This window comes from Pedobacter sp. UBA5917 (assembly GCF_002432345.1).
Taxonomy (GTDB): domain Bacteria; phylum Bacteroidota; class Bacteroidia; order Sphingobacteriales; family Sphingobacteriaceae; genus Pedobacter.
This window is the reverse complement of the sequence record NZ_DJDT01000285.1, coordinates 24,459-44,311: the sequence shown is the minus strand read 5'-3', so window position 1 is coordinate 44,311 and position 19,853 is coordinate 24,459. Positions and strand designations below refer to the sequence as shown.

Below are 19,853 nucleotides of genomic sequence, written 5' to 3'. Positions count from 1 at the left end.
GCCCCAAATTAATTATTTTAGTGTACCAAAGCAACAGTTTTTATTTCTTTGCGTCGGTTTTAACTTCTGGGGCCCCGTTGTTTAAAACAGTTTCGGTAACTACGCTTCTTCTACCGCTTGGTGCAATTACAATGGTTTTTAATATCCTTTTTTCGCCCTGTGGAACGGTGATTTTAACTGGCGAGGTATATAAAAACGCATTTTCTGACGGACGTGCCAAATCAATGGTATAATAAATTTTTGATCCGGTAACAGGTGCTTTTAAATCGATGGTAAAATCGCCACCGGTTAAAGGTTTATCGCTTTGCCCGATTGGTGTAGGTACCCAGAAATTAATACCCGCTTTATCTAAACGCGCCAAATGGTTTGGCAAGCGCTGCTCCGAAAAGTTCTTTAAATCTTTACGTTCAACCGGCGACCATGCAATTTCGGCCAGCGCCAATAAACGCGGAAAGGCATGATTTTCGGCTTTAGCAGTAGTTTTAATATACTCCGACCACATATTTGCCTGTACACCTTTAATGTATTTACGTTCGTCGGCAGTTAATACTTTCGGAATCGGATCGTAAGCGTATATTTTTTGATAAGGAGCAAATCCGCCAATGGTTACCGGCTCATCAGGAGAGTTAGATTGTTTATGGTCGATGTATAAACCCATTGATCCAGGGGTCATAATTACATCGTGTTTTTGTTGTGCGGCAGCAATACCACCATCTTCGCCCCTCCAACTCATTACAGTTGCATTTGGTGCCAGGCCACCTTCTAAAATCTCATCCCAGCCGATAATAGAGCGTCCTTTGCCATTTACATGTTTTTCGATCGTCTGGATAAAATAACTCTGTAATTCGTGCTCATCTTTCAGGCCTTTTTCTTTCATCAGATTCTGGCAAAAAGTAGATTCTTTCCAATAGGTTTTTGGTGCCTCATCGCCACCGATGTGGATGTATTTTGATGGAAAAATAGCAATTACCTCATCGAGGATATTGTTCAGCATGGTAAAGGTATTTTCTGATGGCACAAAAATATCATCAAAAACACCCCAGGTTTGCTGTACTTGCTTGCCTTTTCTGCTACCGGCCCATGGCGTTTTATCGCTTACAAACGTATCGCGATCAGGGAAACAGCTCAATTCAGGGTAAGCAGCAATTGCAGCAGAGGCGTGACCCGGTAATTCGATCTCCGGAATTACAGTAATGTATTTTTCAGCAGCGTATCTTACAATTTCTTTAGCCTCATCCTGAGTATAAAAACCTTTAACCGGTGTAAGGTAATTGCCATTGCCAGGGTAGTTACCAATGATACTACCGTTACGCGAAGAACCTATCTCAGTAAGTTTAGGGTATTTTTTAATCTCCAATCTCCATCCCTGATCATCTGTTAAGTGCCAGTGGAAGGTATTGATTTTATAATAAGCCAGCTGATCGATGTATTTTTTGATAAAAGATATCGGGAAGAAATGGCGGCAAACATCCAGCATGGTTCCGCGATAGCTAAAACGAGGATAATCGTTAATGTTAACTGCAGGGATGGTAATTTTATCGGCAACTTTATCCGGCATCATCTGCATGGCCGATTGTACTGCGTAAAAAAGCCCTGCTCCTTTTCCCGTTAAAACGATCTGTGTAGGGGTAACTTTAATGGTATAACCTTCGGCGGGTAATTTATCTGCTCCAACAGATGTTAATACGATTGCTTTTTGGTTAGGTTGTGGCGTTTTGGTTTCCCTTAAGGCAAAACCTGCCTTGGTTACGATAAAAGCGTTTAATAAATCAGTCATCTTTGCGCCGTCGATGCTCTGATTTATCAAAACCGTTGTTTTATCCAAAATGAAATTTCCGTTTGCCCTTGTAATGGCTACAGGTGCAGGTATGATCCCCAGATTGGGATCGCTCTGCGCAAATGCACTTGCACTGATTAATACTCCAATAAAAATCGATAATGCTTTGTTCATGTTTAATTTTTGGTTTAAAATAGGATATATCTGATTAATTGATCCAAGATAGAGATTATGGGCAGATCCCTAATCTCACATTCTTGTTACAATCCAAATCAACCGTTTGACTGGGTAGCACAATGCGGATAAATGTGTAAATTCTTTTTAGGTATTATTTAAGGTTGTTTTTAACCACAGATAAAAAGGATGAACACAGATGATTTTTTTTGGAAATCAGGTACAGTAGCATTTGGGTTAGTACAGTCCCGCTCCCGCTTCTGCCAATTTGAAGAAAATCGGCATCTCGCTTTGATCGGGTTTAGGTGGCACAACCTGTTCGATTATTTGGGGTTGCAAGGTGCAGAAGAAAATTGGGCATTTTGCAGTTAAACCCCAAATAGTAGCAGAAACCCGGATGTTTAAACCTGATTGAAATGAAAAGCCCGCAAGCGAGGTACGAGTGCGGACTTGTAATGAAAAGCAGGACGAACAATAAAAAGAGCTACTGTTATTGCTTTCCAAAAAAAGAGAGTAGAGAGGAAGTTTTGTGAATAGATCTCTCCGCTCCGCGATGCTCCGGTCGAGATGACGGCATTTATTTGAGCTTTAGAACGGAGTTTTTTATAAGCTACAAAAAATTATCTTCAGCTCTATAAGCCGAAATAACAGCCAGTTCGCCTTCCTTTCCGCTTTTTGAATTGCCATGTTCCATGCCCATAACCCCTTTGTAACCTTTGGCATGCAGGTGTTTAAACAAGTTTTTATAATTGATTTCTCCTGTTGTTGGTTCTTTTCGACCAGGGTTATCACCAATCTGGATATAGGCAATTTCATCCCAGCAGCGGTCGATGGTTTTAATCAGATCACCTTCTGTGCGCTGCATGTGGTAAATATCGTAAAGGATTTTGCACGATGGACTTTTAACAGCCTTGCAAACCGCGTAGGTTTCGTTCGTTTTCTGTAAGAAAAGTTCTGGTGTATCGCTCAAAGTTTCGAGCACCATAATTAATCCATGTGGTTCAAAAATCTCGGCACCGGCGCGCATCGCATCAATTACGTTTGCAAACTGATTACCATAGGGTAAGTTCCGTTCGTAAAAACCCGGAACCACGGTTAACCATTTGGCATTGCAGCGTTTTGCTGCTTCTACCGACTTTTTACAGGTTTCGATAAATTTATCTTTAAACTCCTTTTTGCCGGTGGTTAATGAGGTTTTCCAGTTATCGCCTCCATCTACCACGAAAACGCCCATGCGCATACCCAGTTTGGCCAATAAGTTTCCTATTTTTTCCTGTTCTTCAACCGATCGGCCGAGGTAACCGTTATCTTCGATAGATCGGAAACCTTTATCGTACATAAACTGGATCTGATCCAGAAAGCTTTTGCCGGCATGGTTTTCGAACATACCCTGGTGAGGTGCATAATCGAGGTTAAAAGTTTTATCGCTTAGCACCTTATTTTGTTTTTCGGCGGCAAAAGTATTGGTAAATCCTGCTCCTGTGGTAATGGCACCGGCAGTAAGCAGGCTATTTCTTATAAATTCACTTCTTTTCATAGGTTCGGTTTTAACGGATTAATGTTTAATCAGTTTTTTAAATCCGGTGGTTAAGGTGTCGGCTACCTTGCCATCTTTTTGGTGGTACACAAAATAAGCCTCCAGGTTTTTCCTGCTTTCTACAAAGGCAATAGCATCTTTAAGGTGCATCGCCATCAGGGCATTATCGTATCCATCGGCTGTAATCGCATCATTTGCATAAACCGTAACGCTGATCATTTCATTGTCTAAGGGGTATCCGGTTTTAGGGTCGATGAGGTGCGAAATCTTCTTCTTTCCGCTCTGGTGGAATTTTCTGTAATTGCCTGAGGTAGTAATGGCGCCCGAATTGATCGCGGCAATGTGCCTGATTACCGGAGTTCCGTCTTTATCCGGACCTTCGATACCGATTTTCATTGCTTCTCCATTGGGTTTCGGACCAGAAATCCTGATTTCGCCACCCAGTTCGGCTACATATTGTTTGATTCCTTTTTGCTCGAGATAAGCAGCAATCAGATCAACACTGTAACCTTGTGCAATTCCGTTTAAATCAATATGTACACAGGGTTTTGATTTGGTGAGCAAGCCATCCTTTAATTTAAGGTATTTCATGCCCACACAATTGAGGATCGATTTAATAATAGCGGGATCGGGTTCTGATTTAGCCTCTTTAGGGCCAAAGCCCCAGGCTTGCACCAGGGGAGCTACAGTAATATCGAAAATACCTTTTGTATCTGCATTGATCTCAAAACTTCTTTTCAGAACATCATTGATCATGCGATCGGTTCTGATTTCCTTTTCGGCCGTATTGAATTGATTTATCAATGTGCCTTTTTTGTAAAGCGACATCGATAAATCAATTTCGTTTAATAAACTGTCTATGCCCTGTTTGGTGGCCAAACTATCGGTGGCATAGTACATTATAGCGTAATCGGTTCCCTGTGCGTAACCATTGATTTTATATTGCCTCATTTCTTTTTTGAAAGAAAAGGCCAAAATCAGGGGTAAAAGGAAAAGCAAAAATCTATAACGCATCAGCTAAAATTAAAGCACTTTTGCCTGCCCTGGCATAGCAACAGGGTATAAACCTTTCTCATCGGGCATTAACCTTGGGTTGGCATCCCATGCAAAACGCTCAGGTAATAAACTGTTATTGGCAGCTAATGCCTCATCCCACTTAATGGTTTGACCAGAGTAGGTGGCATAACGGCCAATAATGGCAGAAAATGTACTGGTTGCTGCATAATCTACGTTACTGAATTTATATTCACCTTTCGAAACCGCATCGAATAATTCGTCGTGTTCGGTTTGGTATGGATTGGCATTTCCTTTGGTATTGTGGTTATAAAGTTCTTTGCCCTTATAATCTTTCATAATGGCCTGATTGCTTCCCGAAAGGTAAATTTTACCTTTTGTTCCCTGGAAAGTTTCGTCAACACGATTGCTGATTCCTTCGAAATGCCTGCACTGGCTACTGATTACAGCACCATCGGCATAGGTTAATTCGATAGAGTGGTTATCATAAATTTCGCCATAATCTTTTCCTGTTCTCCAGGCACGGCTTCCCGTTCCCTGTACCGAAACTGGATGTGCATTTTTTATCCAGTTGGCAATATCGATATTGTGTACGTGCTGCTCTACAATGTGATCGCCACATAACCAGTTGAAATAATACCAGTTACGCATCTGGTACTCCATTTCGGTCTGGTTTGCCGTACGTGGACGAACCCAAACGCCACCACTGTTCCAGTAAACCTGGCCCGACATGATATCGCCAATGGCGCCATCGTTAATGCGTTTCATCGATTCGCGGTAATTGGTCTGATAACGGCGTTGTAAACCAACTACCACATTTAATTTTTTCTTTTTGGCTTCTTCAGCAGCTGCAAGTACCTTTCTGATTCCCGGAGCATCAACAGCAACCGGTTTTTCCATAAAGATTTGTTTATTCTGTTTTACCGCTTCCTCGAAATGGATAGGACGGAAGCCTGGAGGCGTGGTTAATAATACTACATCGGCCAATGGAATGGCTTTTAAATAGGCATCGAAACCTACAAACTGACGTTCTTTAGGAACATCTATTTTGGCTCCAAATTTTGAGCTTAAAGATTGATAGCTGCTATCCAAACGATCCTGGAAAGCATCGGCCATAGCCACTAACTTAATATTGAATTTGGTGCTCAATGCCTGAAATGCAGCTCCCGTACCACGGTCGCCACAGCCAATGAGGGCTATTTTGATGGTATCAGAACCTGATGCATAAGCTCCGGCCAATGGGATGCTGCTCAGCATGGCCCCGCCGGCAAGCATGGCAGTTGCTTTTAAAAAATCGCGACGATCTTGTTGATTAATTGGTTTTCTCATGTGTTTAGTTTTTATCTTGGTTAGGATATTTTTTAAAAATCTTTTATAGGCTGTTTGTTGTAATAAGCATCTATTTCTTCTTTTGAAGGTGTTTTTGCTGGACGTACCAAACGCATACCCACAAAAGGCGCTTCTGGGAACCACCAGTTACTTTTTGGGATCTGGGGATCCAGTTGTTTCCATGATGGATCGGAAGCCAATCTTACTGTCGAAGTCAGGTTATCTGCTATTTCATCATAAGAACCGCCGCGGACAGCATTTGGGTACAATTTTTCGGGTTTGGCAACAGGGTTTTCGGTGGTTTTATCTTTGCTGTAAAAATCGGCAATATACTGGTCGTAGGTCCATTCGCTAACATTTCCATGCATATCGAACAAACCCCATGCGTTAGGTTTTTTCTGTCCTACCTGGTGCGTTTTGTTGTTGCTATTGTCCTTATACCAGGCATAATCGCCCAGTTTAGCAGGATCGTTACCAAAAGAGTATTTAGTTTCGGTTCCGGCTTTACAGGCGTACTCCCATTCGGCTTCTGTTGGCAAACGGTAAAAAACACCGGTACGCACATAAAGCCATTTGCAGAATTGAATGGCATTGTATTGGGTCATGGCTACTGCAGGCTGGTGCTCTTTACCCATCCCAAAGGTCATATCGAGATAAGGTTTTGTAGGGCGGGTTACGGCATCAACTTCAGCTGGAATAGCACCCTCACTGGCTTTTTTTTCGTAGTCGCGGTAAAGAAAAGGTTCAAAAATATCCCAGGTTACCTCGTGTATCCCGATCCAGAAAGCATCTATTTTTACTTCGTGTACAGGTTGTTCATCGGGTTTACCTGTTTTGCTTCCCATTTTAAATTTGCCTGCCGGAATGGCCTGCATATCGAATTTTAATTTGGTTCCGTTAATGGTTTGTGTATACGGACCGGTTTGGTTCTGTGCAAAAATCTGCACACATGGACTGATGATTAATGCAGCGGCAATTAATTTCTTAAACATAATTATTGGTTAGAAACAATGTTTTCTAGCTGTTATCTGGTTAATTCTGAAATACTAAAGTAGAACAACCATTTTTAAAACAGTGAGAATCATTGTAACAATAAAGGTAAGAAATGTAACATTAAAAGTCAAGTTGACAATTAATAATGCCTGCAGGGAATAGGGCTTATCTTCTATCGCTAACTTTATTGCTCAGGTTGGCAAAACCGATCAGCGTATCCCAGCGGGCACCAGGGCGGCGGTAATAAACGAAAACCTGATAGCTGTTTTCCGTCTGGAAAAATGCACCTTCAAAAAATCTGGTTTCCATTGTTTTGGTGTCTTTATTAAACCAGGCATATTCGTAATCGTAAAGACCCTGTTTAAGCATCATGTTAGCATAAAACTGCTTCCTGTTGGCGTCGTACAGGAGTTTATTGTCGTTACCCATGGTGTAATTGTTAAAACGACCAATTACGTAGGCATCGCCATTGGCACTGGGGGCAGCGGCATTTAAGGTAAACAATACCCCCATATATTCTGATTCTGTTTTATCATCACGGCCATCGGTATTGCGGATAAAGAAATTGCCATTTTCATCGTACTGGTTGGCAAAAGCCCCAACCGTTCTCGGCGCGTCCTGAAAAAGCATCACGTTTACCGATTCGTTATCACGGTATATATCTTTAACATTATCGGCCTTGTACCTTAAGCTACGGGTGTCGAATTTTCTAAACTCATTGTCTCCCCAAAAATCGTTGGTGTTAAGGTCGTTGTAAACCAGTTGGTTTGGCCTTACAAAAGATGGTTTTGTGTTCAGTATGCTGGTATTGGCATTAAAATTCTGCATCACGATCGCTTTAAGATCCTGATAAGGGTTTGAGATCGGGAAAGTATGGTTAATGGTGAAATTGATCTTTTGCTTGTAATTCCGGTTTTCTACCTGCATGGAGTTGGTTACTTCTGCCGCTACCGCCACCTGGCTATCGAGCACGTAAAAACGCTGCGAAATAACCGGTTTGTTTTTATCTCCATCCAGATATACTTTTAACACATAATTACCGCCGATTTTGGGCTGGATCTGTGTATTTGGCAGGCTGAGTTCGTAATGGGTATATTTCCGGGTCGTGTTGGATGAATAACGGTAGTTGAGGATACGGTCGTCGTTAAAACTTCCTAAATAATCGATACTCGAAATTTGAGAAGGTTGCCATTCGGCATTGCAATGCTCAATGGTATACCAGTAGTTTTGGGTACCTGAAAGCAGATCGTCGAAAGAAAAAGTAATGGTTTCTGACGAGTTGAGCATAATTACCGGTATACTTTGTTCTTTATTACTGTTATAGCATAGTACTGTTTTAATATTCGGAAGATAAGTCCTGTTCTCGTTGGTAAAGGTTCGGTCGTTTTGCGCGAAAGCTATACTGGAGATGAAAAATAAAACCGGAATTAATATTTTCTGCATGGTTAAAAGTAAAGTTTTATTGGGAAGTGGCAAAATTCTAGATTACCGTCATTTCGAGCGGAGTCGAGAAATCTGTCTCGAGATAGATCTCTCTGTTCCGCTGCGCTTCAATCGAGATGACGGAGCGAAGAGTGTGAATCCGAAACACTTACTTTGACAATCTTTTTGGCTTTATGCATATTAAGATTGTCAAAGTTTAAGCCACCGAAGCAAAATCTATCTCAATTGATCTCTCCGCTCGAGATGACGGGGCGAAGAGTGTGAATCCGTGGCAAAAAAAACTTAGTGCAAAAAACTCATACAAAAAAGCCGTTCCGATTTTACATCGGAACGGCTAAATATTTAATTAAACCTGTGGTTAAACTAACCTTCAAGCTCCATAATCTCGGCGGCTAAACTTTCCCACTTTTCCTGGCTTTTATCTAAATCAGCTTTGGTTGCCACATAACGTTTGTTGGCTTCGGCAAGTTTATCTGCTTTGCTGTAAACATTTTCGTCGGCCAGTTCTGCTTCGATGCTTTTAACATTTTGCTCCAGTTCTGTAATCAGTTTTTCTGTTTTCTGCAGTTCGTCGTTCAGTTTTTTTAACTGACTGGCTGTATTCGGGGTATTGGGTTTTGGCTCTACTTTTGGTTTTTCGGGCATTTTAACCGGAATCGGTTTAGAAACCGGAATTACCCTTTTGCTGTTCCACTCCTCATACTCAGCGTAGGTACCAGGGTATTGTTTAATTTTTTCGCCTTCGATAAACCAAATTTTATTGGCCACGTTATCAAGGAAATACCTATCGTGTGATACTGCAATAAAAGTACCTTCAAACTGCTCTAAAGCCTGGATCAGGATGTTAACCGATTGAATATCCAAGTGGTTGGTAGGCTCATCCAGGATCAAAAAGTTCGAATCTGTTGTTAACGATTTCGCTAATGCCACACGCGATTTTTCCCCTCCCGATAACACTTTGATCTTTTTGAAAACATCATCGCCGGTAAACAGGAAACAGCCTAAAATACTACGCAATTCGGTATCGGTATGTTTTGGTGCAAATGCCTGTAATTCTTCTAAAATCGCATTTTCAAGGTGTAGCGATTCCAATTGGTGCTGAGCAAAGAAGGTTGTAGTTACATTATGACCGGTTTCGCAAAGACCTTCGAATTTTTCGGTACCGGCAATCATCCTCAATAAGGTAGATTTACCTTTACCGTTTGCTCCGATCAGGGCAATTTTATCACCTTTTTCGATCACTGCTTCTGCATCTTCCAAAATATGCACGTTTGGATAATGTTTGGTGGCATGTTCGATACGTACCACGTGACGGCCTGATGGCTTGGTAAATTTAAAGCTGAAGTTTACCGTTGGGTTATCATCGTCAACATCGTCAATACGTTCCATTTTATCTAAAGCTTTCATCCGCGACTGCGCCATTTTTGCTTTAGAAGCCTTTGCTTTAAAACGTTCAATTAAACGTTCTTCCTGTTTGATTTTGGCTTGCTGATTTTTAAATTCGCCTTTTTGGATTTCGCCACGTAGAGCTTTTTCTTCTACATAGAAGCTATAGTTACCCGCATAAACGGTTAATTTACCTTTACGAGATTCGACCGTACGGTTTACAATCTTATCCAGGAAATACCTATCGTGCGATACAATTACAATAGCGCCCTCAAAACCCATTAAATAATTTTCCAGCCATTTAATAGAAGGTAAATCCATGTGGTTGGTAGGCTCATCGAGTAAAAGGATATCCGGATCCTGCAAAAGGATTTTGGCCAGCATTACACGCATACGCCAACCTCCCGAGAAGGTATTTAGCGGACGCAGCTGATCTGCTGTACTGAAACCTAAACCGGCCAGGATTTCGTTGGCCCTATATTCGATGTTATAACCGTCTAAAGCTTCAAATTCCTGCTGTTTATCGCTCAGTTTGAATAAAACCTCTTCGCTATAATCTGTTTCGATTTTTTTAAGCAATTCCTCAATTTCATCGTGCAACTGGTTTTGGCGCTCAAAAGCCTCCATGGCCACATGCAAAATGCTATGGTGCGAATCGTAAGAAAGTAAATCCTGGTTTAAGTAGCCAATTTTAAGGTCTTTCGACATCGAAACGGTACCCGAACTCGGGGCATACTCGCCTACAATTATTTTTAAAAGTGTTGATTTTCCTGTTCCGTTGGCACCGATCAAACCTGCCCTGTCACCTGGTTTAATGTGCCAGTTGGCGTCATCGTACAAGGCCCTTGAGCCGATCAGGAATGTTAAATTATTTATTGAAATCATTTCGGCTGCAAAAGTACGAATTTTAAAGGCTTTTTTCAGATCGAAACTTAAATAGGAAATGTTAGCTGTTTTTAACTTACCGGTTTTTTAAATTGTTGTTCAACCGCACTCAATAAAATTGATAGGTTTGTACGTGAAAACATGATCCTATATGAATAACAGTAATGTAAAGATAACTGCCAAAGAAATTCTTTCTGATAATTGGTACACGCTGAATAAAGTAACGTTTGAATATAAACGAAAAGACGGAAGCTGGGAAACCCAAAGCCGCGAAGCTTATGACAGGGGCAATGGAGCCACTATTTTGCTCTATAATAGGGAAACACAAAGTGTGATCTTAACCCGACAGTTTCGTCTACCTACCTATTTAAATGGAAGTGAAGATGGCATGCTGATCGAAACCTGCGCCGGCCTGCTGGATAAAGATAACCCTGAAACAGCAATTAAACGCGAAACGGAAGAAGAAACAGGTTATAAAATTACAGATGTAAAAAAGGTTTTCGAAGCGTATATGTCGCCGGGTTCTGTAACCGAAATTGTATATTTTTTCGTGGCCGAATATTCAAAAGACATGAAAATAAGCGAGGGTGGCGGTCATCACGAGGAACAGGAAAACATCGAAGTGCTCGAAATTCCTTTTACTGACGCATTAAACATGCTTGCTGCCGGAAAAATCAAGGATGGAAAAACCATTATGCTTTTGCAGCACGCGCAACTTACCGGATTACTCTTAAAACAGTAAATTGTCAGAGAAAAGTTAAATGACTTTAAGTTTCATGGAAATGAAGAAATTATTCTACTTTTGTACTGTAATAAAAATAATTACAGAATGAGCAACAGCCGGTTTCCTATTTCCTTACACATCTTAACCTTGTTAAACGAGGCGAAAGGTGGTGTGGTGAGCTCGGAATATCTGGCGGGAAGTATTAATATCAATCCTGTTTTGGTGCGCAAGGAAATTATGAATTTGCGTAAAAATGGTTTTGTTGGGAGTAAAGAAGGCAAAGGAGGAGGTTCGTTTCTGGCTAAAAATGCGAAGGATATTAACCTGGGCGAAGTGTATAAGTCGGTTAGGAGTAGTAATGTATTGGGGCAGAGTAAAAATGAACCTAATCCGAAATGTCCGATAGGCAGGCAGATTAACCAACATTTAGATTCGTTGTATAGTGATGCCGAAAATGCCCTGATCGCAAATTTATCTAAACAAACACTGGCTGATTTTGCCTCAAAGTTTGAATAAATTTTTTTTGGGTATAACTGTAATAAAAAATATTACAATATTAAAAATAGATTAATAAATTAAAAATTAAATCACATGAAAGTAGCATTAATTGGAGCATCGGGCTTTGTAGGTAAAGCCATTTTAAATGAACTGGTAAGTCGTGGGAACGAAGTAACCGCCATTGCACGCGATACCGACAAAATTGAAAACAGCAGCGATAACGTAACTAAAGTAGCTGCCGACGTTTTGGATACTGAAAAATTAGCAGAAGCTTTAAAAGGTGCTGATGCCGTAGTAAGTGCATTTAATGCCGGTTGGACCAATCCAAATTTATACAATGACACCGTGCAGGGCGCAGAAGCCATCCAAAAAGCGGTAAAAGCAGCAGGCGTAAAACGTTATATTTTTATTGGTGGTGCGGGTACTTTACAGATTGATGGACACCAGATTGTTGACGGACCTAATTTCCCTGCAGAATATAAACCAGGTGCAACTGCAGTAAGGGATTATTTTAACACATTAAAACAGGAAACAGAATTAGATTGGTTGTTTTTTAGTCCTGCGATTGAAATGCACCACGGTATTACCACCGGTCGTACCGGAAAATATCGCTTAGGAAAAACAAGTCCGGTTTTTAACGAAGAAGGCCGTTCTATTTTATCGGTAGAGGATCTAGCGATTGTAATTGTTGATGAACTGGAAAATAACGCACATCACCAGGAGCAGTTTACCGCAGCATACTAAAGGATGGATGATGGGAGATGGAAAATGGATGATGGGGAAATTGGTTAGTTATTGGTTAGTTAGTTGATGGTTTGATGGTTCATAGTTGATAGCCGAAATGCTTATTGCGTGTGGTTCACTGATGATTGAAAATTGATTATTGGTGATTATCTTTTATGACTATCAAACTATCAACCATGATCTATCAACCTTAATTCTGGGACACGCACGATCAAACCATCAACCATGATCCATCAACCAAATGTTGGATATTAAACTTGTATTTATCCACCCAGACCAATGAACTAATGGCTAATGGAATAATGAACTTGGAAGATTCATCATCCATTTTACATTTTCCATCTTCCATAATTACCTATAAGTTCTTATCTTCGTGGCATGTATAGCCTTATTAAACCAATATTCTTCAAGTTTGACCCTGAAAACGTACATTATTTCGTCGTAAAGCGGTTAAAATGGTTTAATGATAAGTTTCCTTTGGGTAAAACCATTATCAGAAGCAGCTTTGATGTTCATATTAAAGGATTGGAACGCGAAGTTTTCGGTATAAAATTCAGAAACCCGGTTGGTTTGGCCGCAGGCTTTGATAAAAACGGCGAATATGTAGAGCCACTAAGCAATTTGGGCTTTGGATTTATCGAAGTAGGTACGGTAACGCCAATGCCCCAGCCGGGAAACGACAAACCACGTATGTTCCGTTTGCCCAATGATGAAGCCCTGATCAACAGGATGGGTTTTAACAATAAAGGGGTAGATGTAATGGCCGAACGTTTGCGCCTGCTAAAAGATAAACATCCCGATATTGTTGTAGGTGGAAACATCGGGAAAAACAAGGCTACACCAAATGAAGAAGCGGTAAGCGATTATATTAAATGTTTCGACCGCCTGTTTGATGTGGTAGATTATTTTGTGGTGAATGTAAGTTCGCCCAATACCCCGGGCTTACGCGAACTGCAGGAAAAAGAACCGCTTAAAAAAATCCTCAATACCTTACAGCAACGCAATCGTAAAAATGATATTTCGCGTCCGATTTTATTAAAAATTGCTCCCGATTTAACCGATGCGCAACTGGATGATATCATCGAAATTGTAGCGGAAACGAATATTGCGGGCATTATCGCCACCAATACCACCATTAGCAGAGAAAATTTAGCTACTGAGCAAAATTTAAAAGCCGAAACCGGTGGATTGAGCGGAAAACCTGTTAAAGAACGTTCAACCGAGGTGATCCGTTATCTTTCAGAAAAATCGAACAAAGCATTTCCTATTATCGGTGTCGGTGGGATTCATTCGGCAAAAGATGCGCAGGAAAAAATGGATGCAGGCGCTTCATTGGTGCAGTTGTATACCGGTTTTATCTACGAAGGCCCAGGATTGATCAAAAGCATTTGTAAAGCTTTGGTTTAGTTTGATGGAATGCATTTTCGAAATTATCTAAAATTGTTAGCCTTCAATATCGAATCTCTAAAAGTACTTTTAGCACTAAATAAATAAATTTTCTCTCCTTTGAATCTTTCTTTCATCAATTCTCCATTTTGAATAGAAATAGAGGGTATGGTGTCATTTTGATAATGTTCTTTCTCAAATATTAGTATGCTCGAACTATTTTTAGTTTTAATAAGTTCAAAATATCCTCTTTTATTTGTTGTACTCTGTTTTTTATTGTGCCCATCATATATTTTAACACCGTCTAAAGGTATTTTCTTATCATAATCATAAACATACCCATAGTAGTACGAGGGTGTGCAAGAATTAATTAGTAGAAAGATAAGTAAATATGCAACATTCTTCATTTAATTTTTAATTTACTAAGCCACATAAGCCCTAATACATCTTTTTCGGCGGCTATTTTTCTCGCTAAATAATTTGGTTGTTGAGTTTCTCCTCCTAAAACATTGTCTGAAAAATAGGGCATTATATCAATTTCGCCAGTTAAGGGAATTTCGGGAGCATCATTATACTTGTATTAAAATATAGAATTAACACTCCCTTTGTGCCCATAAGAATAAATTGTTCCTCCGTATTTTTTCAGTATTTCATGGCCTATCTCATGTGCGGAGGTATCTTTGAATACTTGATCCTCAGATGTTTCAGGACTATAGCCCCAACCATTAGAATAATTTATGTAACCAACATTATAGCAAATAGCTTGTCTTGAGATAATATTTCCAACAGCTGTCATAGGGTCTTTTATTGAACCTGGGTTTCCTGAACGCATCCAATCACCATTTGTGTTATAAATGAGATTTACTTCACCTATGGAGTTTTCTTCTGAGTTTTTAGCATTCATAAAAAATGCGAAAAGCTTGCCATTTATTTTGATGTCATGGGCAATGAAGTGGTTTTTGTTTCTGCCCCAATGATAATTTATACCCGCTATTGCAAGTTTTTCTAACTCTTCAAAAGTTTTTGTTCTTGTTTTTAAAATGGGTTGATCGGATTTTATTTCAGATTCAGGGATTTTATCCCAATCACAAATTTGACTTTTATTATGTAGTTGATTAAAATCCCTTGTGTTTTTCCAGCAGTCCAATCCCTCAGCACCACCATCTTTTAGGTTGACCCTTAATATCGTGTCGATCCTGTTGTTTTTTCGGTTTATTTTAACATCCACCCAATCTACCTGTTCGTAATGCGTAGAAAAATTTACTTTTAAACTTTTTCGTTTTCCGGCTTTGATGGCAGTTATTTTGGCAGTGAGTTTTTTATTGTTGAAACGCGTACTATCGTATACTTCATTATTGTCGAAACCATCCCAATATAACACGTACGATCCTATTTTTGTATAATCGGCAGGCGAAAGGCTAAATTGTTCAAGAATTGTTTTAAAATCCGGGGTTTTACTCGGATATGCTGGTAATAACTCTTTAGCTTCATTTTTAATTTGGGGTACTTTCGATGCTGTAACCACAACAGGAGCCAGGTTGTTCAGTTGATAAATTACATTTTCATCTGCATCTTTAATCTGAAATTCCAGTGCATCTATATCATGTACAGTCAAAGCATAATCAAATGCGAAATACGGATTCTCATATCCATTATTAAAATTCAAAATGCCCAAAGGAACTACAGTAGTCTCATTTTTATTTAGCGAGAAGGTAATGTCGAAATCTTCAGCTTCACTAGTTACAATTGGTTTGTATTGATTATATTGGATATTGTTTTTGCTCTGCTGTATGATTTCCTTCGTTGTATTAAATGCTATATCTCCGTTGGAGGCTATCCATTTGCTACTTTCTGCAGTTTCGGTAATGTTTTTTGCAATGTATCTGATCGTTCCCATTTTAAAGCGGTTTTGTTTTCGCTGATCTTAAAAAACTTTTTGGCGCCATTAAGCTGGGACGTACTTTGGTGCCGATAATGTTAAGCTGATCTATTTTTATCAGCATTTATTTCTGGTAGACAAATATGTTTTAGTAGTAACGTTTTTGCTATACTTATTGTAAATGCGGGTCAATTAACTCCAAGCCACCATTGCTTAAACAGTTGCTTTCGGTTATTAAGATACACAATTTCTCCGATCATTGGCGAAACTAATGGAATATTATTGGCTTTGGCAAGTGCTGAAATTTTGATTAAAGGTTCATCCCATGGGTGTTTTCCCAATGTAAATTTAGAATTGTGAACTGGCATAATCCTTTTAGTCTTTAAATCCTTCGCAGCCTGCAGCACATCTTCGGGTAGGTTATGTACCGAGCGCCAGGCTTTATCGTATTGTCCGGATTCGATAATGGCGAGATCAATTGGGCCAAATTTTTTGCCTGTAACGGCATAATGGTTATCGTAACCTCCATCTCCACTATAATAAATTTTCATGGATGGCGATTGGATGACGTATGACATCCAAAGCGTTTTTGCACTGCGTAAACCACGGCCTGATTCGTGGTGGGTGGGAGCGGTATAGATGGTATAATTAGTGCCAATGTTAACCTGTTCATCCCAATCTTTTTCGATCAGCTTTTCAGCCGGATAACCCCAATATTCGAAATGTGCGCCTACACCCAATCCACAGATTACATGTTTCACTTTATCTTTAAGTGCAACAATGGTTTGGTAATCCAAATGATCGTAATGGTCGTGCGAAATAATCAGGTAATCAACAGGCGGAATATCGGCTGCGGTATAAATGTTGCTACCCCTGTAAGCTTTGGGGCCCCATGGTAGCGGGGATGCCCGCTCGCTGAAAACAGGGTCGATCAAAATTCTTTTGCCGTCCAATTGGATATAACTTGAAGAATGACCGAACCAAACCAGTACATTTGAATCTAAGGGAATGTTGAATAGATTGGTTTTTACAGATGGAATAGAATCTACAGGACTGGTGCGTGGATGGTGTTTAAATATAGTGGAGTAAATCTCACCGGCAATGGTGTAGCCCTCAGAAATAGTTGGTTTTTCAATCTCGTTATGGAATTTTCCATCTTTATAATGGGGCGATTTTTCTATCCTGGCGAGTCTGTCACCTTCAGGCGAAGCCCCAAATTGCGGTTGCCTCATATAGAAAAAGGTAATGATGGCTAAAACCGCTATAATAGCCAGTAAAGAAAGTAAGGTGTTTCTTAATATTTTTAAAAATCGGCGCATCTTTTGTTTTGTTTAATCTGCAGCCAGTACTTTGATGTCGGCAATTTCTAAAACCTGCTTCGGATAACCTTTCAGTACGGCATTGATCATGGCTTGACCAACCTGTTTTAGCGTTAAAGCCAGTTTGGGCAACAGGATGGGGAAAATCCATATCACAGGTTTAAAGATGGCCTTTACATTTTTTTGTTGTTTAAAAGGTTTCATAAAACCCGGGCGGAAATTGTACTGCGCTTTAAAGGGAAGTCTCATTAAGGCGTTTTCGGTTTTCCCTTTTACACGCGCCCACATTATTTTCCCTTTTTCGGAGCTATCGGTGTGTCCGCCAGAAACAAAATTGAAAACCATACCTGAGTTCCATTTTACCAGCTGGTTGGCAAATGCCATGGTGGTTTCGTAAGTGATATGATTGTATTTTTCTTCGTTCATGCCTACAGAGCTGATCCCTGCGCAATAGAAACAGGCATCGTAACCTGATAACTGGCTTTCAAAACCTTCAAGCTTTGTAAAATCACCCACAATCAGTTCTTTCAGCTTAGGATGTTCGAGATCGTAATACCTGCGGTTAACAACCAATACTTCCTTTACGGCTTGATTTTCTAAACATTCGAACAAAACGCCTTCGCCAACCATTCCGGTGGCTCCTGTGATAATTACCTTCATATTATCCCTTAATTTTAGACAAAGATCAGCATTTAAATAATTGTAAGCTTTGTTGAACGGTCCAATTTTGCTTTGCTGAAAGGTTCATGAAGCGTTGGTTTATTTCTGTCTTTTTACCATTTCATTGATCCAGATTGGTGCAAATGGTGAAGTACAACCTTTAGAAACCGGATAATCGCGGTAAATACCCAGTTTTTCGCCTATTGCCAAAGCCCTTTCCCTGTATGCAGGATGATTAATACCGATCTGTGCCAGTGCGGTGTTCATTGTCCATTGGGTTTCAGGGGCGACTTTTGGCATTTCGCTTTCAATGCGATCCAGGATTGAAGGGATGTTTAAACCTTCCGGATCTCTGGCTATGCGGCCGCTGGTTAAGCTCCAGCCTGCACGGGCCAGCATTTTATCGTTGGCATTCATCCACTTTTCGCGAAATTGTTCTTTATCAGTATATTCTTTAACCACGTAGTTGTAAAACCAATCGGCTGCCCAGGCAAAATCTTCTGAAGAAACCATCTGTTCGATTTCTGCAGCAGATAATTCTTTGGGATTTAGAATCAGGATAGCCAGCATCCTGGCATCGATATTTCCGGTTTCCCATAACGCTAATGCCAGCTGATGATCTGTTTTGATCTTTTTGGCCAGGGTTCTGATATCGCCCATTTTAACACCAAATAGATTTTCGCGGGCGCCATTTTTGAGGTGCTGTTTCCGCACTTTTTCATCTGCAAGCGATTGGAGGGTAGAAAGGGTTTCGGTAAGGTTCATATTTCTCCGTAAAAATCTGATAGGTTAAAGTTAAGATTTTTAAAGGAAGGAAGGAAGTTTCCAAGCGTCCGTCTTGCTGAATTTATTTCAGCATCTTTTAGACCCTGAAATAAATTCAGGGTGACGGCTTTTTATTTAATAGTGTGGCCAAACATCATTACACGAAGTGTTTATAAATCGATTTAAAATACTAACGCATAAAAAAAGCATCCTTTGATCAGAAGGATGCTTTAAAAATTTTTAGTTCTAAAAACTATTTTGCCAAAGCAGCTAAAACAGCATTGTTTTTAGCTAATTGATCGTTTTTAGGTTGTGCAGAACGGCTACCTAACTCGATGTTAGTTGCTCTTTTTAAAAATGCTACCTCTTGGTGAGCTGTATTTTTATTTCTTCTGTCTTTTCTTTTTAATCTGGTAACTGCCATGGTAATAACCTTTTTATTATTTTATTTGTACAAATGGAGGTCGAGAGCGGATTCGAACCGCTGTAGAAGGTTTTGCAGACCTCTGCCTAGCCACTCGGCCACTCGACCTTTAAATTCAAGGCTGCAAAAATAGCAATTATTAGTTAGCCCGCAAATAATATCTCAATTTAATTTCGAACTCGCACTAATTCAGCGCAAAAGATTGCAGCGCTCACGGCAACATTTAAGGATTCGGCCTCACCGATCCTTGGAATGGTTACCGGTTTATTTATTTTTTTGATCACTTCGGGCGAAATTCCCTTGCCTTCGTTGCCTAAAATCACCAATCCTTCATTCCCCCATTGTGTTTTATAAATCGATCCGCCATCTAATAAAGCGCCAAAAACAGGTAGTGTATTATCAGCTAAAAAAGCAGGTAGATCCGCCTCAAAAATATTTACCCTGGCCAGCGAACCCATTGTAGCCTGTACGGTTTTTGGATTGAATACTTCTACACTATCGAGCGAGCAGATAATGTTTTTAAAACCGAACCAGTCTGCCGTACGGATAATGGTACCCATATTGCCCGGATCCTGTACGCCATCCAAAACCAAAGTGAACTGATTTTTGAGCTCTTTTTGATCCAATTGTCTGTTTTTTGGGATGTGGACCAAGGCTAAAAAGCCCTGTGGTGTTTGCAGCGTACTAATCTTGTCTAATTCAGCGTTCTTTACTTCAAATAAGTTTATATTTGCAGGCAATTTGGGTAACAAATTGTATTGTTCGCTGTTGTAAAATATGGTATGGATGTGGTAATTTGACCGGATAAACTCTTTTATGGATTTTATGCCTTCAACAATAAATAAACCATGCTCTTTACGGTACTTTTTTTGATGTAACGACTTTATAAAACTAATCTGTGATTTTGAAAGCATAC

18 protein-coding genes and 1 tRNA gene are annotated in these 19,853 nt (G+C 40.0%); 4 read left to right on the top strand and 15 right to left on the bottom strand.

All coding sequences use genetic code 11. The annotated features are described in order from the left end of the window. Positions 1–40: 40 nt before the first annotated feature. From B2V92_RS19845 to B2V92_RS19815, 7 genes are all read right to left on the bottom strand, one after another. Positions 41–1,951, bottom strand: coding sequence for a beta-N-acetylhexosaminidase (locus B2V92_RS19845; protein ID WP_293311489.1), 1,911 nt, complete (start codon positions 1,949–1,951; stop codon positions 41–43). Positions 1,952–2,561: 610 nt separating this feature from the next. Beyond that, on the bottom strand, positions 2,562–3,488 hold the full coding sequence (locus B2V92_RS19840) for a hydroxypyruvate isomerase family protein (RefSeq protein WP_293311487.1): 927 nt from the start codon (positions 3,486–3,488) through the stop codon (positions 2,562–2,564). Positions 3,489–3,506: 18 nt separating this feature from the next. Beyond that, on the bottom strand, positions 3,507–4,502 hold the full coding sequence (locus tag B2V92_RS19835) for an FAD:protein FMN transferase (RefSeq protein WP_293311485.1): 996 nt from the start codon (positions 4,500–4,502) through the stop codon (positions 3,507–3,509). A gap of 9 nt (positions 4,503–4,511) precedes the next feature. Beyond that, complete coding sequence (locus B2V92_RS19830) at positions 4,512–5,831, bottom strand: Gfo/Idh/MocA family oxidoreductase (protein ID WP_293311483.1); 1,320 nt, start codon at positions 5,829–5,831, stop codon at positions 4,512–4,514. A gap of 32 nt (positions 5,832–5,863) precedes the next feature. After that, a complete protein-coding gene (locus tag B2V92_RS19825; protein WP_293311481.1) occupies positions 5,864–6,823 on the bottom strand; it encodes a formylglycine-generating enzyme family protein in 960 nt (319 codons plus the stop codon). Positions 6,824–6,989: 166 nt separating this feature from the next. Continuing rightward, a complete protein-coding gene (locus tag B2V92_RS19820; RefSeq protein ID WP_293311479.1) occupies positions 6,990–8,267 on the bottom strand; it encodes a DUF5103 domain-containing protein in 1,278 nt (425 codons plus the stop codon). 363 nt (positions 8,268–8,630) lie between these two features. Beyond that, entirely contained in the window at positions 8,631–10,538 is a 1,908-nt protein-coding gene (locus tag B2V92_RS19815) for an ABC-F family ATP-binding cassette domain-containing protein (protein WP_293311477.1), read from the bottom strand. Between the two features lie 151 nt (positions 10,539–10,689). Here B2V92_RS19815 and nudK point away from each other — a divergent pair, with 151 nt between their 5' ends. The 4 genes from nudK to B2V92_RS19795 all read left to right on the top strand — a co-directional run bounded on the left by nudK (position 10,690) and on the right by B2V92_RS19795 (position 13,911). Continuing rightward, entirely contained in the window at positions 10,690–11,280 is a 591-nt protein-coding gene (nudK, locus tag B2V92_RS19810; RefSeq protein ID WP_293311475.1) for a GDP-mannose pyrophosphatase NudK, read from the top strand. Positions 11,281–11,367: 87 nt separating this feature from the next. Then, on the top strand, positions 11,368–11,778 hold the full coding sequence (locus B2V92_RS19805) for an Rrf2 family transcriptional regulator (protein ID WP_293311473.1): 411 nt from the start codon (positions 11,368–11,370) through the stop codon (positions 11,776–11,778). 75 nt (positions 11,779–11,853) lie between these two features. Further along, the gene (locus B2V92_RS19800; RefSeq protein ID WP_293311471.1) at positions 11,854–12,504 is read left to right on the top strand and encodes an NAD(P)-dependent oxidoreductase; all 651 of its coding nucleotides are present in this window, start codon (positions 11,854–11,856) and stop codon (positions 12,502–12,504) included. A 378-nt stretch (positions 12,505–12,882) separates the two neighbouring features. After that, positions 12,883–13,911: a quinone-dependent dihydroorotate dehydrogenase gene (locus tag B2V92_RS19795; RefSeq protein ID WP_293311469.1), complete on the top strand. Its 1,029-nt coding sequence runs from the start codon at positions 12,883–12,885 to the stop codon at positions 13,909–13,911. A 23-nt stretch (positions 13,912–13,934) separates the two neighbouring features. Here B2V92_RS19795 and B2V92_RS19790 read toward each other — a convergent pair whose 3' ends face one another. The 8 genes from B2V92_RS19790 to B2V92_RS19755 form a co-directional block, all read right to left on the bottom strand. Then, positions 13,935–14,297, bottom strand: a complete 363-nt coding sequence (locus B2V92_RS19790) for a hypothetical protein (protein WP_293311467.1) — start codon at positions 14,295–14,297, stop codon at positions 13,935–13,937. A 173-nt stretch (positions 14,298–14,470) separates the two neighbouring features. Further along, a complete protein-coding gene (locus B2V92_RS19785) occupies positions 14,471–15,787 on the bottom strand; it encodes a hypothetical protein (protein WP_293311465.1) in 1,317 nt (438 codons plus the stop codon). 170 nt (positions 15,788–15,957) lie between these two features. After that, entirely contained in the window at positions 15,958–17,088 is a 1,131-nt protein-coding gene (locus B2V92_RS19780) for an MBL fold metallo-hydrolase (RefSeq protein ID WP_293311463.1), read from the bottom strand. A 12-nt stretch (positions 17,089–17,100) separates the two neighbouring features. Beyond that, positions 17,101–17,748, bottom strand: a complete 648-nt coding sequence (locus tag B2V92_RS19775) for an NAD-dependent epimerase/dehydratase family protein (RefSeq protein WP_293311461.1) — start codon at positions 17,746–17,748, stop codon at positions 17,101–17,103. 99 nt (positions 17,749–17,847) lie between these two features. Beyond that, entirely contained in the window at positions 17,848–18,513 is a 666-nt protein-coding gene (locus tag B2V92_RS19770) for a DNA alkylation repair protein (protein WP_293311459.1), read from the bottom strand. Between the two features lie 253 nt (positions 18,514–18,766). Beyond that, positions 18,767–18,937, bottom strand: a complete 171-nt coding sequence (locus B2V92_RS19765) for a hypothetical protein (RefSeq protein ID WP_029275070.1) — start codon at positions 18,935–18,937, stop codon at positions 18,767–18,769. Positions 18,938–18,971: 34 nt separating this feature from the next. Next, positions 18,972–19,045: transfer RNA gene (locus B2V92_RS19760), tRNA-Cys, on the bottom strand. A 59-nt stretch (positions 19,046–19,104) separates the two neighbouring features. Beyond that, positions 19,105–19,851, bottom strand: a complete 747-nt coding sequence (locus B2V92_RS19755; protein WP_293311449.1) for a TrmH family RNA methyltransferase — start codon at positions 19,849–19,851, stop codon at positions 19,105–19,107. Between the last annotated feature and the right edge of the window lie 2 nt (positions 19,852–19,853).

Coding starts and splice junctions, on each gene's coding strand:
- B2V92_RS19775 (WP_293311461.1), bottom strand. CDS start 17,748: ATGAAGGTAATTATCACAGGAGCCACCGGAATGGTTGGCGAAGGCGTT.
- B2V92_RS19770 (WP_293311459.1), bottom strand. CDS start 18,513: ATGAACCTTACCGAAACCCTTTCTACCCTCCAATCGCTTGCAGATGAA.
- nudK (WP_293311475.1), top strand. CDS start 10,690: ATGAATAACAGTAATGTAAAGATAACTGCCAAAGAAATTCTTTCTGAT.
- B2V92_RS19825 (WP_293311481.1), bottom strand. CDS start 6,823: ATGTTTAAGAAATTAATTGCCGCTGCATTAATCATCAGTCCATGTGTG.
- B2V92_RS19815 (WP_293311477.1), bottom strand. CDS start 10,538: ATGATTTCAATAAATAATTTAACATTCCTGATCGGCTCAAGGGCCTTG.
- B2V92_RS19755 (WP_293311449.1), bottom strand. CDS start 19,851: ATGCTTTCAAAATCACAGATTAGTTTTATAAAGTCGTTACATCAAAAA.
- B2V92_RS19795 (WP_293311469.1), top strand. CDS start 12,883: ATGTATAGCCTTATTAAACCAATATTCTTCAAGTTTGACCCTGAAAAC.
- B2V92_RS19765 (WP_029275070.1), bottom strand. CDS start 18,937: ATGGCAGTTACCAGATTAAAAAGAAAAGACAGAAGAAATAAAAATACA.
- B2V92_RS19830 (WP_293311483.1), bottom strand. CDS start 5,831: ATGAGAAAACCAATTAATCAACAAGATCGTCGCGATTTTTTAAAAGCA.
- B2V92_RS19845 (WP_293311489.1), bottom strand. CDS start 1,951: ATGAACAAAGCATTATCGATTTTTATTGGAGTATTAATCAGTGCAAGT.
- B2V92_RS19835 (WP_293311485.1), bottom strand. CDS start 4,502: ATGCGTTATAGATTTTTGCTTTTCCTTTTACCCCTGATTTTGGCCTTT.
- B2V92_RS19800 (WP_293311471.1), top strand. CDS start 11,854: ATGAAAGTAGCATTAATTGGAGCATCGGGCTTTGTAGGTAAAGCCATT.
- B2V92_RS19840 (WP_293311487.1), bottom strand. CDS start 3,488: ATGAAAAGAAGTGAATTTATAAGAAATAGCCTGCTTACTGCCGGTGCC.
- B2V92_RS19790 (WP_293311467.1), bottom strand. CDS start 14,297: ATGAAGAATGTTGCATATTTACTTATCTTTCTACTAATTAATTCTTGC.
- B2V92_RS19820 (WP_293311479.1), bottom strand. CDS start 8,267: ATGCAGAAAATATTAATTCCGGTTTTATTTTTCATCTCCAGTATAGCT.
- B2V92_RS19805 (WP_293311473.1), top strand. CDS start 11,368: ATGAGCAACAGCCGGTTTCCTATTTCCTTACACATCTTAACCTTGTTA.
- B2V92_RS19785 (WP_293311465.1), bottom strand. CDS start 15,787: ATGGGAACGATCAGATACATTGCAAAAAACATTACCGAAACTGCAGAA.
- B2V92_RS19780 (WP_293311463.1), bottom strand. CDS start 17,088: ATGCGCCGATTTTTAAAAATATTAAGAAACACCTTACTTTCTTTACTG.